Genomic DNA, 16,155 nt, shown 5'->3' on the forward strand with positions numbered 1-16,155 from the left:
CGGCGGGACACGGGGGTCGGGGGGCTCTCAGGAGGGGGCGAGCGCCGTCGCCCGTCGTACGTGGCGGGCGATGAGGGCGTACGTGGCGCGGGCCCGGTCGTCGTCCTTGGCGTCGTAGCCGTGGTCGGCGCCGGTCACGTCGTGGTGCTCGACGAGGGCACCGGCCGTGGCCAGCCGCTCGGCGTAGCGGACCGCCTCGGCCCGCAGCAGGTCGTGCTCGGCCGTGATCACCAGGGCCGGTGCGATGCCCCGCAGATCGGCGGTGTCCGAGGGGTGCGCGGGCGAGACCAGGGGGTTGCCGCGCTCCCGCGGGTCCGGGAGGTACGAGGTGTCGAAGACCGCCGCCATCCAGGGCCGCAGCAGGGGCTTGGCGACGGCGGCCTTCTTCTCCTTCGCGCCGGTCGCCAGGTCCAGCGGCGGGTAGTGCAGCACCTGGAGCGCGATCGCCGGCCCGCCCCGCTCCAGGGCCTGCCGGGCCACCGCCGCGGCGAGTCCGCCGCCCGCGCTCTGCCCGCCGACGGTGAGCCGCGCGCCGTCCCAGCCGTGCTCCGCGCCGTGCCCGGCGACCCAGCGCACCACCTCGTACGCCTGGGTGGGCGGCGCCGGGAACGGGTGCTGCGGGGCGACGACGTACTGCACGTTGACCACGGCCACCCCCGCCTCCACGGCGAGGAACCGGCACAGCGCGTCGTCCATCACCGGCATCGACATGACATAGCCGCCGCCGTGGAAGTTCACGTGGACGGGCGGCCGGGTCGCCGTGCCGGCCGGCGGCACGTACACCGTGACCGGGGCCGGGGCGACGGACGTAGGGACCGTCGACTCGTGCGCGTCGCGCGGGTACTCGGGGAAGCGGGCCTGCCAGGCAGTGGTGGAGCCGGGGCCGCCGGAGCGGCGGCTCGCCAGCCTGGTGAGGCCCTGCATCGTCCTGGCGGCGCGGGTGGCCACCGCCGGTCTGGCCAGGATGGACATGGGGGGATCCGTTCTCGAACCGAGCCGTCGACCATCAGGATTCCTGTTGATGGAATGCGCCCGAAGCTAGCACGGGGGACCCCGCCCGCGCACCCGTCGGGCCGCACCGGCCCGCCGTGGACGTCAGTCCCGCCGCGCCACGATCCGGTACGCGTTGGACACCCCCAGCCGGTGCGACAGCGGCCGCACCGCGAGCCGGTCCAGCAGGGTGCCTGCGACCAGGGCCGGGATGCCGGCGACCAGCACCGCGACCCGCAGCGCCCGGCGCAGCGCGTTCGGCCGCCCGGGCAGCCACGGCGCGTCCTCGCGCGGGGCCACGTGGTCCAGCGCCAGCCATACGGCGGCCAGCAGGTCCACCGGGTCGTGCGCCTCGGCGTGCTGCTCCGCGACCACGGTGAAGCCCAGCTCGGTCAGGCGCCCGCGCAGATTGGCCACCGGCACGAAGTGCAGGTGCTGCGGCTGGAGCCAGGGCAGCCACCAGCGGCCCAGCAGCCGGGCGTAGCGGCTCTCGGGGTCCGGTACCTCGATGAGCAGGTGCCCGCCGGGCCGCACCGCCTCCCGCGCGGCCCGCAGCTCGCGGTCGGGGTCGGTGCTGTGCTCCAGGTAGTGGAACATGCTCACCACGTCGTAGCGGGCGGCCAGGTCGGGCGCCAGATCGGGGAAGGCGCCCCGATAGCCGCGCTCCACCCGGCCCTCGCGCTCGGCGAGTTCGACCCCGTCGGTGAAGTCGAGCCCGTCGAACGCCGTGCCCGGCAGCACCTCCCGGGCGGCCGCGCAGAAGTGACCGTGCCCGGTGCCGACGTCCAGCCAGGTCTTCGGCTCCGGATCGTGCGCCAGCATCGATTCGGCCCGCCCCCGATACATGCCGGTGCGCGCGCCGAAGGTGTCGCCGAGCTTCTTCTCGCCCAGCCCGTCGTAGAAGTCCCGGTAGTAGAACTCCAGCCCCTCCGGGCTCAGTCGCGGATTCTGGAAGGTGTGCCCGCAGCCGGCGCAGCGGTCCAGCACGAAGCGGCCCGGCTTGTGCTGGAGCAGGTCGGTGGTGCGCAGCCGTGTGGTGAGGTCCGCGCCGCCGCACCACGGGCAGCTGGTGCGGCGCGGCTCGAAGAACCGGTCCGGGCCCGCCTCGAGGTCGGCCTGGTAGGCGGGGCGCAGCGCGGCGATCCGCTCGGCCGGCCCTCGCTCGTCGCTCATCCGAACTCCTTCGCCAGGTCTGCGAGATGGGTCGCCGCGGCGGGCGCGCCGCCCGCGGCACGGAACGCCGTGCGGATCCTCGCCGCCGCGGCCCGGTACGCGGGATCGTCCAGGACGGCGTCGACGGCGGCGCCCAGCCTCTGCTCCGTGACCCGGCCGAAGCGCACCCGCACCCCGGCCCCCGCGTCCACGACCTGCCCGGCCACGACCGGCTGGTCGTCCCGGATCGGCGCCACCACCAGCGGAACGCCGTGCCACAGCGCCTCGCACACCGTGTTGTGCCCGGCATGGCAGACGACCGCGGCGACGCCCCTTTCCAGCAGGGCGAGTTGGGGCACGGACGGCACGACCAGCACGTCCTTGTCGGCGCCGTCCGGGTGGCCCGGGCCGAGCGTGCCACCCGGGTCGACGACCACCGACTGCACCCGGTCGGCCCGTTCGCGCAGCATGCTCCGGCACGCGTCGAGGAAGCGGCCGCCGACGTCGGTGTTGGCGGTGCCGAGGGTGACCAGCACGGTGGACCGGCCGGCGTCGAGCCGTTCCCACGGGAAGCCGGACGGGGCAGGGCGGGCCGCGACCGAGGGGCCGACCCAGCGGACGGCGCCCGGGGCCGCGCCCGCCAGCTCCGGCGTGCTGAAGGCGAGGACCAGATGCGGGGAGAAGCGCGGGTCGGCGTCGCCCGCCGGATCCCCGAGGGCGGCCCGCAGCCCGGCCAGCCGCCCCGCCAGCCACTCCCGCACCTTGGGCAGCCCCGCCAGCGGGTCGGTGAACTCCGCCGACGTGGTGGCCGAGGTCGCCCACGGCAGGCCCAGCCGCTCGGCGGTGAACGCCCCCGCGAAGGCCTGCTGGTCGGCGACCACCACGTCCGGCCGGAACTCCTCGGCGGCCGCCCGCACCCCGGGCGCCATCGCCTCGGCCAGCGGCAGCAGGTACCACTCCCAGAGGAACTTCAGCGCCTCCGGACCGCGCAGCTCGGCGGGCCGCTCGCCCGGCGGGGCACCGGCGCACCCGAACACCTCGGCCCCGGCCCCCGCGAGCCGCGTGACCAGCGCCGGATCCGGGCACGCCCACGCCACCCGGTGCCCGCGCGCGGTGAGTTCGGCGGCCACGCCCACGGTCGGGTTGATGTGCCCGACCAGCGGCGGTACGACGAACAGGAACCGGCTCACCGGGCCGCCACCCGAAGCGTCCTCCCGGCCGGCGTCTCCTCGGCCGGCGTCTCCTCGGCCGGCGTCTCCTCGGCCGGCGTCTCATGAGCCGGGGTCTCATGGGCCGTTGTCTTGTCGACCAGGGACAGGATGTGCCCGCCCACCGTCCCCGAGGCCTCCACCAGGACCGAGTGCTCATGGCCGGGCACGATCACCGTCCGGCAGTCCGGCAGCACCGCCTCGAGCCAGGGTGCCTGCTCGGCCAGGTCGGAGTCGCCGCCGTACAGCGCCAGCACCGGGCAGGACACCGCCCTGATCCGATCCTCCGTCAGGACCCGGCTGGCCGGGATGTCCTGGCTCAGCGTGGTCTCCCGGACGAGCCGGGCCGCGCCCTTGGCCAGCCGGGCGGTGTGCCGGCCCCGGTTGGCCGTGACCCAGGCGATGGCCTCGGGCTCGTTGTCCGCGAGCTGGGCCACCACCCAGCCCAGGATGCGCTCCAGCTTCACCGCCCAGGCGGGGGTGGCCGGTTCGGACTCGATGAGGGTGACGCTCGCGGCGCGCTCGGGGTGGCGGGCCGCGTAGCCGAACGCGATCGTGCCGCCGTACGAGTTGCCGACCAGGTGCACCGGGCCGGTCACCGCCAGCCGGTCCAGCAGCGCCTCCAGGTCGTCGACGTTGTGGTCCAGGGTGTAGCCGTCGGCGGGCCGCTCGCTGCGGCCGTGGCCGCGCAGGTCGTACATCACGACGTCGAGGCCGGCCGCCGCGAACGCGGGGGCCACGGTGAAGTAGTAGCTGGCCAGGCTGTCGGTGAGCAGACCGTGCACCAGGACGACGGTGGCGGTGGCCTTCCGGCCCTCCCGGGGACCGGTCCGCTGAACGTGCAACCGGACGGCGCCGGTGTCGACCATCGCCATGGCTCAGCTCGCCTCCGTGGCCTTCAGGCTGGTCACGACGTACTCGACCAGTCGGCCGACGGTCAGCTCGATGATCTCGTCGAACTCCATGCCGGCCAGGAACTCGGCGAAGTTGACCCGCTCGCCGTACCGCTCCTGGAGCATCCCGGCCAGCGTGACCAGGTCGATGCTCTCCAGCTCCAGATCGCGGTTGAACGTGGTTCCCATGCCGATCTCGACGTCGTCGAGGCCGTACTCGTCCTCCAGGAGCCGCGCGAGCATGCCGGTGAGGTCGGCGAGGACGGTCTCCTCGTCCGCGGTGACGGGGGTCATCGGTCGTACTCCTTCGCTGGGGCGGGGCCCGTGGTCCAGGCCACGACGTACTCCCGGGCCGGCAGGCCGGGCGGGTTGACGGACGGCTCGCAGTGCACGGTGTAGGCGCGTTCCAGACGGCCCGCGACGGTCAGCCGGTCGCCGGACGCGCTCGCGTCGAGCACCGTGAAGTCCCGCGGCCGCCCGCCGAACCCGGTGCCCTCCGCCTTGGCGACCGCCTCCTTCGCCGCCCAGAAACGGGTGAACCACCGCGCCTCGGAGTCCTCGCCGGACGCCGACAGCGCCTGGAGCAGCCGGAGTTCGGCCGGAGCGAGGGCGGTGGGCAGGGTCTGCGGGGTGCGGTCGGTGACCTCCTCGACATCGATGCCGGGACCCGGGCCGGGTGTGTGCGGCCGGACGATCGCCACGCCCGCCTCCGCGCAGTGCGCGAGGGACACGTCCAGCGCGGGCAGCACCCGGCCGTGCACACCGGTGACGTACGGGCGGCCCGCCTCGTCGTTGTCCACCCGCAGCTCCGCCGGGAAGACCGGGCCCTCGCCCTGGTCCCACAGCCACCGCCGTACGGCGTCCTTCACCGCGATCCGGCCCAGCAGCCACTGCCGGCGCCCGCGCGGGGCGTGCGCCGCGTACTGCGAACGCTCGGCGCCGCCCAGGGAGTTGCGCATGATCAGCTCCCGGGACGCCAGGTCCGGCCACCTCTCGTGCAGCAGCGACCAGCCGCCCGGCCGGGCCTCGGAGAGCGTGTTGCGGTCCGGGAAACGCTCCACGGGACGCGTGCGGGGATCGTTGTCGAAACGCCGGTCCTGCCAGCCGGACAGCTCCGCCCACACCGTGCCGTCGACCGTCAACTGGACGTCGGCCTCCAGGACGGCGTCGGTGAGCGAGGTGATCCGGATGTGGCAGGCCACCTCGGTCCCCGCTGCCGGGTGCGGGCCGTGGAAGCGCATCTCCCGCATGCCGACCGGGAACACGACGGTCCGCTCGGTGCGCGTCGCCATGATCCAGTAGCCGAGGATCTGGCCCACGTTGTCCAGCAGCGCGCCCGGCGCGGACGGGGTGGTGATGATCCCGCGCACATGGCGGTCGCCGAGCGCGGTCAGCTCGGTGACGCCCTGGAACTCCGGGCCGTGGAACATCCAGCGCTCCGCGTAGAGCTGGGCGGCGGTGTGGTCGGGGGCGCGCTCGGCGGCCGGGTCGACGGGCCAGGGGGCGGGGGCGGACGACGGGTGGGCCGGGGCCAGTTCGACGGTGGCGCGGGCGCGCGGGCCGAAGGAGACGGCCACGCGGTCCGGGGCCTGCGGGGTCACGGTCACCGGGACGTCCACGGCCGGGGTGGCGGTCAGCCACTCCTCGAACCGCGCCCCGTGCACGGCGACGGGCACCGCGCCCGGGACGGCCTCGCGGGCCGCGTCCATGATGTGCCGCACGATCGTCGTCGCGGGCACGACCGGCCACCGGTCGGCGACGTCCGGCCAGCCGGGGCGCTGCGGGAAGAAGCAGTGGTCCAGGAGGTAGGGCATGGCGTCGGGGGAGACGTGCACCGTGGTGCGCAGCGGCGCGGGCAGGGCCGGGGGCAGGGCCGCGGGCCGGGCCGGGGGTCGGACCGGGGGAAGGCGCCGTGCGGTCATGAGCGCGGCGGCCGTGTCCGCCGTCTCGCGGAGCAGGGCGCTCAACTCCGCGGCCATCGGGGAGCGTTCGACGAGGGCGTCGAGAGAGGACGGGCCGGCCGGTGCCGCCACCGGGCGGGCGGGCCACGCCTCGGTGCGCCGTTCGGAACCGGGCTCGGTGCGCGGTTCTTTGCGCGGTTCGGTGCGCAGTTCGTCGCGTAGTTCGGCCAGCCGCTCCGGTGCGAGGGACACGAGGGCGCCGCCCAGGTCCAGCCGTACCGCGGGCCGTCGGGTCGCCGGGCGTCGGATCGCGCCCGGTCGTGACGAGGTGAGCGCCGGAGCCACGTCCGCCCCCGCCGTCCACAGGGCGGTGGCCACCCGGCGGAGCTGGGCGAGGCCCGTGCGGTGCGGGGAGTTGGCCGCGACGACCAGATGGTCCCGGCTCCCCAGCGTGTCGCCGACGAGCGAGCCGAGCCGGCCGGGGCCGACCTGGACGAACACCCGGTGCCCCGAGGCGTACAGCGCCTCCGCCAACTGCCGGAAACGGACCGGCTCCAGCAGATGCCGGACGAACAACTCCCGTATCCCCGACGGGTCCTCGGGGAAGGGAGCGGCGGTCGTCCCCGACCAGACGGGGGTGTGCGGCGGGTGCAGCCGGAAGCGGGACGCCGCCTCCTTGATCGGGCCGAGGTGCGGCTCCAGCATCGGTGTGTGGAAGCCGGACCGGAACGGCAGCACCTGGCTGAGCACCCCCCGGGCCCGGAACGCCCGGATGAAGTCCTCGACCGCCGGCTCGGGACCGCACACCATCGACTGGCCGGGCGCGTTGTCGTGGGAGAGGACGAGACCCGCCGCGGCCCCGCCCTCCTCGCGCAGGGCGTCGAGGACCCGCTCGGCCCCCGCGCCGATCGCCCCGAACGCGAGGCCGGGCACGCTCACCGAGTCCGGGTCGAAGTCCGCCATGAAGGCGTCGACCTCGTCCCCGGCGTACAGCCCGCCCGCCGCCATCGCGGTCCACTCGCCGACGCTGTGCCCGGCGACCGCGTCCGGCACGATCCCGGTGCGGCGCAGTGCCGTGTCCAGGAGCCGGCCGACGGCGACCACGCCGAAGCCGTGCCGGCCGACGTCGTCGGTCCGCTCGCTCGGGAGCGCGGGGGCGGGCAGCCCGAAGTGGGCGGCGACGTCGTCGACCCGTGGCGTGAAGTCGCCCTCCAGGCCGGGGAAGAGGAACGCCAGCCTGCCGTGGTCGGCGCCCAGGAGAGGGCCGGGCCGGAACCAGACGTCGCTGCGGCCGTGCCAGGCGCGCCCCTTGGCGACGGCGCGGCGGGCCAGGGCCAGCCGCTTCGCGGTCGGGTCGACGATGCCGAGCCGGACCGGCCCCGCGTCCGGCCCACCGTCCGGCCCACCGTTCGGCCACGGGGCGGCCGGGTCGAGTCCGCCGGCGCGTACGGTGTCGTCGTCGGCGTCGAGGAGTGCGGCGAGGCCCTCCGGGGACGCGGCGGCGAGCAGCAGGACGCGCTCGGGCTCGGTCACCCGGGTGACCCCGGTGACCGGCACCTGGGCCCCCGGCGCCTGCTCCAGCACGACGTGCGCGTTGATGCCGCCGAACCCGAACGCGTTGACGGCCGCCCGGCGCACCGGCCGCTCCGGGGTGGTCTCCCAGTCGGCCGCCTTCTCCAGCGGACGGAACCGGGTGCGGGCCAGCGCCGGATGCGGGTCGTCGCAGTGCAGGGTCGGCAGCAGCACGCCGTGGTGGACGGCGAGCGCGGCCTTGACCAGTCCGGCCACGCCGGCGGCGGGCATGGTGTGCCCGATCATCGACTTCACCGAGCCGATGACCGCGTCGCCGGCTCCGGGGCTGTCCGGGTCCTGTGCGTCACCCCGGCCGAACACGTCGGCGAGCGTGGTCAGTTCGGCGCCGTCACCCGCCGGGGTCGCGGTGCCGTGGGCCTCCAGCAGACCGATCGAGCCGGGCGCGGCGGGGTCGAGCCCGGCGGCCCGCCACGCCTGCCGTACGGCCTGGGCCTGGCCGCCCGGGTCGGGGTTGACCAGCCCGGCCGCCCGGCCGTCGCTCGCCACCCCGGTGCCCCGGATCACGGCGTAGACCCGGTCCCCGTCGCGCTCGGCGTCGGCGAGCCGCTTGAGGACGACCACCCCGGTGCCCTCGCCGATCAGGATGCCGTCGGCGTCCCGGTGGAAGGGCCGGATGCGCTGGCTCGGGGAGAGGGCGCGCAGCTGCGAGAAGACGCTCCAGAGGGTGATGTCGTGACAGTGGTGGACGCCGCCCGCCAGCATCAGGTCGCAGCGCCCGGAGGCGAGTTCGCCCACCGCCTGGTCGACCGCGACCAGCGAGGAGGCACAGGCCGCGTCCACCGTGTACGCCGGCCCGCGCAGGTCGAGCCGGTTGGCGACCCGGGAGGCGGCCAGGTTGGGCACCAGGCCGATCGCCGACTCGGGACTGTCCGGGCCGAGCCGTTCGGTGAACGCCGTCCGTACCCGGTCGAGTTGGTCGCCCGTCAGGTCCGGCAGCAGCTCGCCCAGCGTCCGCACCAGCTGGCCCGCCGTGCGCACCCGCTGGTCGAGCCGGACCAGTCCCGGGGTGAGGTAGCCGCCCCGGCCGAGGACGACCCCGACGCGTCGTCGGTCGGGGAGGCGGTCCGTGCCGCCCGCGTCGTCGAGGGCGGCCGAGGCCACGTGCAGGGCGATCAGCTGGTCGGGCTCGGTGCCGGCCACCGAGTTCGGCATGATCCCGAACCGGGTGACCTCCACCTCCGCCAGCCCGTCCACGAACCCGCCCCGCCGCGCGTACACCCGGTCCGCGACGGCCGGGCCGGACGCCGTGCCGGGGCGGTAGTAGTCCGTGTCCCAGCGCTCCGCGGGCACCTCGCCGATCGCGTCCACGCCGTCGCGCAGGTTGCGCCAGTACGTGTCGAGGTCGGGGGCGCCCGGCAGCAGCACCGCCATCCCGACGATGGCGACGGGAGTCTGACGGTGCGTCACCGGCGCCGTCACCAGCCCGAGGCGGTGTAGACGACGGCCGTGGCCGACTCCTCGCCCCACGCCAGCTCCCGCAGCAGCGCCGCGGTCCCCTCCTCCGGGTCGATCAGCGCGATGCCGCGCCGGGCGTACTCGCGGGCCAGCTCCACGCCGACCATCCCGGCGTGCCCGGCCGCGGGCGCCCACGGTCCCCAGTGCACGGTCACCGCCCGCTGCCCGGTCCGGGCGGCGAAGGCCGCGCCGAGGGTCTCCAGGGCGTCGTTGGCGGCCGCGTAGTCCACCTGGCCCCGGTTGCCCAGGACGGCGGAGATGCTGCCGAACAGCACGGTGAACGCGGGCGCCGCCGGCAGCTCCTCCAGCGCCGTGAGCAGGGCGTCGGCGCCGGTCGCCTTGGTGGCGTAGACCCGCTGGAAGGACTCGGCGCTCTTCTCGGCGATCAGCCGGTCCTCGATGACCCCGGCCGCGTGGACCACACCGTCGAGCCGGCCGTGCTCGGCGTGGATCTCCTTCACCGCCTGGAGCACCGCCTCCGGCTCCCGGAAGTCGACCGAGCGGTAGCGCACCCGGCTGCCGAGCGCGTCGAGTTCGGCCAGCGTGGCCGTGATCTCCCGCTGGGCCAGCAGGAGTTCGGCGGCCCGGTTGATCTCGGCCGGCTTCAGCCCGCCCCGGGCGGCGAGAGCGGCCCGAAGTTCCGCCGGGGTGCGCGCGGCGGCGGTGTCCGCGTCCTCCGGGCCGTCCGGCGCGGGCGTACGGCCGAGCAGCTCCAGCCGGCAGCGGGCGGCACCGGCGAGCGCGGCGGCGAACTGCGCGGTGATGCCCCGCGCCCCGCCCGCCAGCACCACCACCGAGTCCCGGTCCAGACCGAGCGCGGCCGTCTCGGCGGCCCCGTCCCCGGCCGGTCCCGCGCCCGTGCTGCCGAGCGCGCCCAGCGGCGCCTCCACCAGCTCGAATCCGTGCCGTCCCGCCGCCGTCCGCAGCACGACGGGCTCCCGGTCGGCGGCCACGGCCTCCCCGACCACCGCGTCCGCGACGGCCGACGGCGAGGCGTCGGCCAGGTCGACGACCCGCGCGAGGGTCTCCGGGTACTCCCGTGCCACGGTGCGGAACAGCCCGCGCAGCCCCGCCGACCGGACGTCCGGCTCGGCGCCGCCGCGGACGGCCAGCAGCCACCTCGGGCCGCGCGCCAGGGCAGCCTTCAGCACAGGGAACGTGTCGGGCAGCACCGGCGTGTCGTCCCCGCCCGTGAGCGCCCCCACATACAGCACGCCGTCGACCGGCCCGTCCGCCTCCGACAGCACGTGGTCCCGGCCGCGTACGACGACCTCGGCGCCGTGGGCGGTCAGCCGGGCGGCGGTCTCGGGGGCGTCGCCGAGGACGGTCCAGCGGGTGCCGGACAGGGTGGCCGAGGGGTCGGCGGAGGCGTCGTCCGACGTGGCGAGGAGGACCGGCCGCAGGACGTGCCGCGCGGGCGGCTCACCGGCCACCTCGTCGGTCGCCTTGTCGGTCGCAGTGCCGGCCGCGGTGTCGGCCACCTCCTCGTCGGCCGCCTCGTCCGCGGCCTCCGAGCGGGGTTCCGGTCCGGCCGCCGGGCCGGCGCCCAGCCGGGCCCTGAGCCAGTCCGTCACCGCCGCGGCCGTACGCGCCTTCGCCAGCTCCTCCAGCTCGGCGTCGTCCATCGAGGCGAGATCCGCACCGCCCCCCGCGCCGAGGCGCCGGGCCAGTTCCCCGGCGATCTCGGCCCGCTTGATGGAGTCGATGCTGAGGTCCGCCTCCAGGTCGAGATCGGGCTCGATCATGTCGACGGGGTAGCCGGTGCGCTCACTGATGATCTCCAGGACGACCTGCCCCACGTCCGTCCCGGACGCCGGAGCGGCCTGCGCGGCGGGCTCGGCCGTCGGCTCCGCCGCCACCGCCACCGCCGCCGCCACCGCCGCGACCGGTTCAGGCACGGCCTGGAGCACCGGCGCGCCCACCACGGCGGGCGCGGCGATCCGCGCCGCCGGGTCCGCCCCGAAGTAGGTCAGCAGCACGTCCCGTTGGGCGGCGATCATCTCCCGGCTGGTGCGCAGGAATTCGGAGATCAGGGCGTCCCGGTCGGACGGGACGCCGTGCGGGGGATTCGTCGTCACAGTCGCCTCCAGGGGTTCCACGACTCGTCGGGCCGGTGCGAGCGCACCGGGGAGGAGGGCGCCGGCGGCGGTGCGGACCAGCTGCCCGTCCACCGTCCAGCCGGGCCGCTTCGGCACGGGCGTGCGGACGGCGTCGACCGCGTCCCGTCCGCGCAGCAGCCATCCGGCGCGCACCGGCAGCCCCGCGACGGCGAGCTGGGCCAGGGCGTCCAGCCAGCCGCGCAGACCGGAGTCCGGGCGGGGTTCGGGGGCCACCGTGCGGTGCGGGCGGTCGCCGAGGATCTGCCCGGCCAGGCGGGTCAGCACGGACCCCGGACCGGCCTCGACGAAGATCCGCGCCCCCGCCTCGTACATCGACTCGACCTGCTCGACGAAGGCGACCGGGGCGCCGATCTGGGCGGCGAGTTCACTCCGTACGGCGTCCGCGTCGGCGGGGTACGGGGCGGCCGTGCGGTTGGCCCACACCGGGAACTCGGGCGGGTGCACCGGACGGGCCGCGAGCGCCGTGGCGAACCGCTCGCCCGCCCCGGCGACCAGCGGGCTGTGGAAGGCGCAGGCCACGGGGATGCGCTTGGCGCCGAGACCCGCCTCGCGCAGCAGCCGTACGGTCTCGGCGACCTCGTCGGTCGCCCCCGAGATCACCGTCTGCCGGGGCGAGTTGAGGTTGGCGACGACGACGGACTCCGGCGCGCCGATCGCGCGGAGCGTCTGACGGACCTCCTCGGCGCCGGCCGAGACGGCGGCCATGGTGCCCGGTTCCGGCCCGGCGGACCCGGCCGCCGCGAGGATCGCCGCCGCCCGCTCGGAACTCAGCTCCAGCAGCGTCTGCGGGTCGAGGGCGCCGGCCGCGCACAGGGCGACCAGCTCGCCGTAGCTGTGTCCGGCCGCCATGTCCGGACGGACACCGGCGGAGGTGAGCACGGCGTGCGCGGCGAGCCCGGCGACACCGAGGGCGGGCTGCGCCACCCGGGTGTCGGTCAGCGCGGCCCGCTGCCGCTCGCGTACGGCGTCGTCGAAGGCGGCCGGCGGGTACAGCGCCCCGGCGTGGGCCCGGCCCAGTTCCAGATAGGCGTGCAGCTCGGGGAAGGTGACGAACAGGTCGGCGAGCATGCCGGGGCGCTGGCTGCCCTGGCCGGGGAAGAGGAAGGCGACCTTGCCCGCGGCGGCCTCACCCTCCCCGTGCTCGGTCCCCCCGTCCCCGTGCCCTGCCTCGCCCTCTCCGCGCCCGGCGCCGTCCCGCCCGGCCAGGTGGACCCCGTCCCGGGGCGCGTGCTCGCCGCGCAGCGCCCGCCGCAGCTTCGCGACGAGATCGTCCACGTCGTCCGCCACGACCGTGATCCGCGCCGGATCCCCGCTCGCGTCCGCCCGCCGTGCCGCGCTCAGCGCCAGGTCCCGCAGCCGCCACGGCCGCCCCTCGGCCTCCGCGGCCGTCAGCAGCTCCTCCGCCGCACGGCGGGCGGCCCTCTCGTCCCGCCCCCGGAAGAGGAACAGTTCGGCCGGCCAGGCGTCCAGACCGCGCACCGGCGGCACACCGTCGGCGTAGGCGCTCAGCACGACATGGAAGTTGGTGCCGCCGAAGCCGAACGCGCTGACCCCGGCGAGGCGTTCCTCCGCCGGCGCCGCCCAGGGCCGGGCATGCGCGTGGAAGGCGAAGGGGCTGCCCTCCGCGTCCCAGGCCGCGTTGGGCCTCTCGACGTGCAGGGTGGGCGGCCTGACGCCCGTGTGGAGCGCCAGCACCGTCTTGATCAGCCCGGCCAGTCCGGCGGCGCACTTGGTGTGGCCGATCTGCGACTTCACCGAACCGAGCACGCAGTCACCGGACGTGGCACCCGCCTCCGTGAACACCTCGCTCAGGATGCGGAGTTCGGTGCGGTCGCCGACCACCGTGCCGGTGCCGTGCGCCTCGACCAGGCCGACGTCGGCCGGGGAGACGCCCGCGTTGCGGTAGGCCCGCTCCAGCGCCGACCGCTGGCCCTCGGGGCGGGGCGCGGTCAGACCGAGGGAGCGCCCGTCGCTGGAGGAGCCGAGGCCCTTGACCACCCCGTAGATCCGGTCGCCGTCGCGCTCGGCGTCCGCGAGCCGCTTCAGGACGACACAGGCCACGCCCTCGCCGAGCGCGATGCCGTCGGCCGAGCCGTCGAAGGCCCGGGAGCGGCCAGTGGGGGAGAGGGCGTGGACGGAGGAGAAGAGCACGTAGTCGTTGATGCCGTTGTGCAGGTCGGCGCCGCCGCACAGCACCACGTCACTGGTGCCGCCGACGAGTTCCTTGCAGGCGACGTCCACCGCGGCGAGCGAGGAGGCGCAGGCGGCGTCCACGGTGTAGTTGGCGCCGCCGAGGTCGAGCCGGTTTGCGATCCGCCCGGAGATCACGTTGGCGAGCATGCCGGGGAAGGAGTCCTCGGTGAGCCGCGGGAGCTGGTCGTCCAGCCCCGCCGGGACCTTCCCGTAGAACGACGGCAGCACGGCCCGCAGGGTCGCCGCGTTCGACAGATCGCTGCCCGCCTCCGCGCCGAACACCACCGAGGTGCGCGAGCGGTCGAACTCCCGCCCCCCGTCACCGTATCCGGCGTCCTCCAGGGCCCGCCGGGCGGCCTCCAGGGACAGCAGCTGCACCGGCTCGATGCTGCCGAGGGAGGCGGGCGGGATGCCGTAGCGCAGCGGGTCGAAGGGGATCGGGGGCAGGAAGCCGCCCCACTTGGACGGGGTGGACTCGCCGTGGTGGACGGCCGGGTCCCAGCGCTGCGGCGGGACCTCGCCGACCGCGTCCACACCCGCGACGACGTTCGCCCAGAAGGTGGGCAGGTCGGGCGCCTGCGGGAACATACAGGCCATGCCGACGATCGCGATGTCCAGCGGGGCGGGCGGCTCGGGCTCGACCACCTTCGCCGTCCCCAACTCGCCCGCTCGCAGGGCGAGATGCCCGGCCGCGCCGGTCGTCACCGAGGCGTGTAACGCCGCGAGCGTGGTGGTCGCCGAGCGCAGCACGGCCACCTCCCCGGCCATGAACATCCCCTCGTCCAGTTGGCGTCGCTCGTCGACGGGGGTGAGGGCGCCGTCGCTCTCCCGGGTCACGCCCTTGCTGGCGAGGCGCAGCCGGCCGACGTTGAGCCGCTCCAGCTCCTCCCAGATCCGGCGGTCCGGCACGCCCCGCGCGCGCAGCCGGGCCTCCTCCTCGCGGTAGCCGGCCGCGAACGGGCTGGGCACACAGCGGGTGGCGTGCCCCGGCGCCGACTCCAGCAAGGTGGTGCGCTCGGCCGCCAGGACCTGGCGCTGGAACAGCGGCCGGATCGCGCCGTGCGCCACCGCCTCCTCGGTGAACAGGTAGGCGGTGCCCATCAGCAGGCCGACGGCCGCCCCGCGCGCGGTCAGCGGCGCGGCGAGCGCGGCCACCATCGCCGCCGAGCGCTCGTCGTGCACCCCGCCCGCGAAGAACACCTCGATCTGCGGGGCCGTGGTGTCGTCCAGGAAGTCCTCCAGGACGGCGAGTTGGGCCTCCCACAGCGGGAAGCTGCCCCGCGGCCCGACATGCCCGCCGCACTCCGAGCCCTCGAACACGAACCGGCGCGCCCCGGCCTCGAGGAACTGCCGCAGCAACCCCGGGGACGGCACGTGCAGAAAGGTCCGGATGCCGTCCCGCTCCAGTGCCTGCGCCTGCGACGGCCGTCCGCCCGCGATGATCGCGTGCGTGGGCCGCAGCTCCCGTACGGCCTCCAGCTGGGCGGCGCGCACGTCCTCCGGCGCGAAGCCGAGCACGCCCACGCCCCAGGGAGCGCCGCCCACCGCGTCCCGGGTGCCGGCGAGCATCGCCCGCGTCCGCGCGCCGTCCGCCAGCGCCAGCGCCAGGAACGGCAGCGCCCCCTCCGCCGCGACCGCCGCGGCGAACCCGGCCTCGTCACTGACCCGCGTCATCGGCCCCTGCGCGAGCGGCAGCCGCGTCCCCAGCGCCCGCCCCATCGGAGAGTCCGCCCGCAATGCCCGTACGGCCGTGTCGTCGCGTACGGCGTCCAGGACCGCGTCGCGCACCGCCCGCACCGTCCGCCGTACGTCGCCCCAGCGCTCGGCGAACCGGGCGGCGAGGAAGCCGTCCTGGCCCACCGGGAGCAGCTGCGCGGTCGGGTCCTGGGCGCCGAGCAGCGCCGCCACCGTGTCCGGGGCGGCGTCCTCGGGGAGTGCCGGGGCGTCCGGGCCGCGGCGCAGGAGGACGCGGTGTCCGGCCACGACGACGGTCTCCGAGCCGTCCATCGTCCGCAGCGCCGCGGCCGCGGGCTCGGGCAGCGCGGACTCGGCCAGCAGCGAGAGCTGGGTGTCCAGGACGACCCCGGCCGCCCCGCCGGCCACCGCGGCGGCGGCCGTGCGCGGGCCGATGCCCCCGCACGCCCACACCGGCAGCTGCGTGTCGGGGGCGGCGAGTAGCTGCTGGAGCAGCACGAACGTGCTCAGCTCGCCGATCCGGCCGCCGCACTCCGCGCCCCGCGCGATCAGCCCGTGCGCCCCCGCGCGCACCGCCTCCCGCGCGCTGTCGAGTCCGGTGACCTCCACCAGGACCCGGTACCGCTCGGCGACCTCCGCGACCGGCCAGGGGGCGTTCGCGGCCAGGACCACCGTGTGCGGGCCGCCGGTTCCCAGGTCCGCCGGGGCGAGCCGGCAGCCCGGGCCCACCCGGACCCCGAACGCGCCGGGTGACGCGCGTCGCAGCCGGGCCAGCGCCTCCCGCGATCTTCGGTCCCCGGCCCCCAGATCGAGCACCCCGAGCCCGCCGGCCCGGCCGACCGCCAGGGCGAGGCCGGCGTCGGGCTCGCCGAAGGGAGTGATGCCGATGATCATGTCCTCGGAACGCGCAGCGGACGTCATGATTCTCCGAATCAAGGATGAAACCGCAGGGTGG

The 16,155-nt window shown here is 76.2% G+C and carries 7 protein-coding genes; all 7 read right to left on the reverse strand.

Features of this window, described 5'->3' with window-relative positions; translation table 11 throughout:
* Window positions 1-27 precede the first annotated feature (27 nt).
* Window positions 28-972 (reverse strand): alpha/beta hydrolase fold domain-containing protein, encoded by a 945-nt coding sequence (locus ACZ6D7_RS09095; protein ID WP_469485775.1) that lies wholly within the window; start codon window positions 970-972, stop codon window positions 28-30.
* Between the two features lie 123 nt (window positions 973-1,095).
* Complete coding sequence (locus ACZ6D7_RS09100) at window positions 1,096-2,163, reverse strand: class I SAM-dependent methyltransferase (RefSeq protein ID WP_469485777.1); 1,068 nt, start codon at window positions 2,161-2,163, stop codon at window positions 1,096-1,098.
* Window positions 2,160-3,332 carry a glycosyltransferase gene (locus ACZ6D7_RS09105; RefSeq protein ID WP_469485780.1) on the reverse strand — a complete coding sequence of 391 codons (1,173 nt, stop codon included), beginning with the start codon at window positions 3,330-3,332 and terminating at the stop codon, window positions 2,160-2,162. The genes ACZ6D7_RS09100 and ACZ6D7_RS09105 overlap by 4 nt, the downstream gene beginning before the upstream one ends.
* Window positions 3,329-4,225, reverse strand: a complete 897-nt coding sequence (locus tag ACZ6D7_RS09110; protein ID WP_469485783.1) for an alpha/beta fold hydrolase — start codon at window positions 4,223-4,225, stop codon at window positions 3,329-3,331. Before ACZ6D7_RS09110 ends, ACZ6D7_RS09105 begins: the two co-directional genes overlap by 4 nt.
* 3 nt (window positions 4,226-4,228) lie before the next feature.
* Entirely contained in the window at window positions 4,229-4,537 is a 309-nt protein-coding gene (locus ACZ6D7_RS09115) for an acyl carrier protein (RefSeq protein WP_469485786.1), read from the reverse strand.
* Entirely contained in the window at window positions 4,534-9,108 is a 4,575-nt protein-coding gene (locus ACZ6D7_RS09120) for a beta-ketoacyl synthase N-terminal-like domain-containing protein (RefSeq protein WP_469486063.1), read from the reverse strand. The genes ACZ6D7_RS09115 and ACZ6D7_RS09120 overlap by 4 nt, the downstream gene beginning before the upstream one ends.
* Before the next feature lie 44 nt (window positions 9,109-9,152).
* Window positions 9,153-16,121, reverse strand: coding sequence for an SDR family oxidoreductase (locus tag ACZ6D7_RS09125; protein WP_469485789.1), 6,969 nt, complete (start codon window positions 16,119-16,121; stop codon window positions 9,153-9,155).
* Window positions 16,122-16,155 lie beyond the last annotated feature (34 nt).

The sequence above is a fragment of the Streptomyces sp. NPDC041784 genome (assembly GCF_055591025.1).

Bases quoted from the DNA above. Each gene is read 5' to 3' on its own strand.
- ACZ6D7_RS09115 (WP_469485786.1), bottom strand. From the start codon at position 4,537: ATGACCCCCGTCACCGCGGACGAGGAGACCGTCCTCGCCGACCTCACC.
- ACZ6D7_RS09100 (WP_469485777.1), bottom strand. From the start codon at position 2,163: ATGAGCGACGAGCGAGGGCCGGCCGAGCGGATCGCCGCGCTGCGCCCC.
- ACZ6D7_RS09120 (WP_469486063.1), bottom strand. From the start codon at position 9,108: ATGGCGGTGCTGCTGCCGGGCGCCCCCGACCTCGACACGTACTGGCGC.
- ACZ6D7_RS09095 (WP_469485775.1), bottom strand. From the start codon at position 972: ATGTCCATCCTGGCCAGACCGGCGGTGGCCACCCGCGCCGCCAGGACG.
- ACZ6D7_RS09110 (WP_469485783.1), bottom strand. From the start codon at position 4,225: ATGGCGATGGTCGACACCGGCGCCGTCCGGTTGCACGTTCAGCGGACC.
- ACZ6D7_RS09125 (WP_469485789.1), bottom strand. From the start codon at position 16,121: ATGACGTCCGCTGCGCGTTCCGAGGACATGATCATCGGCATCACTCCC.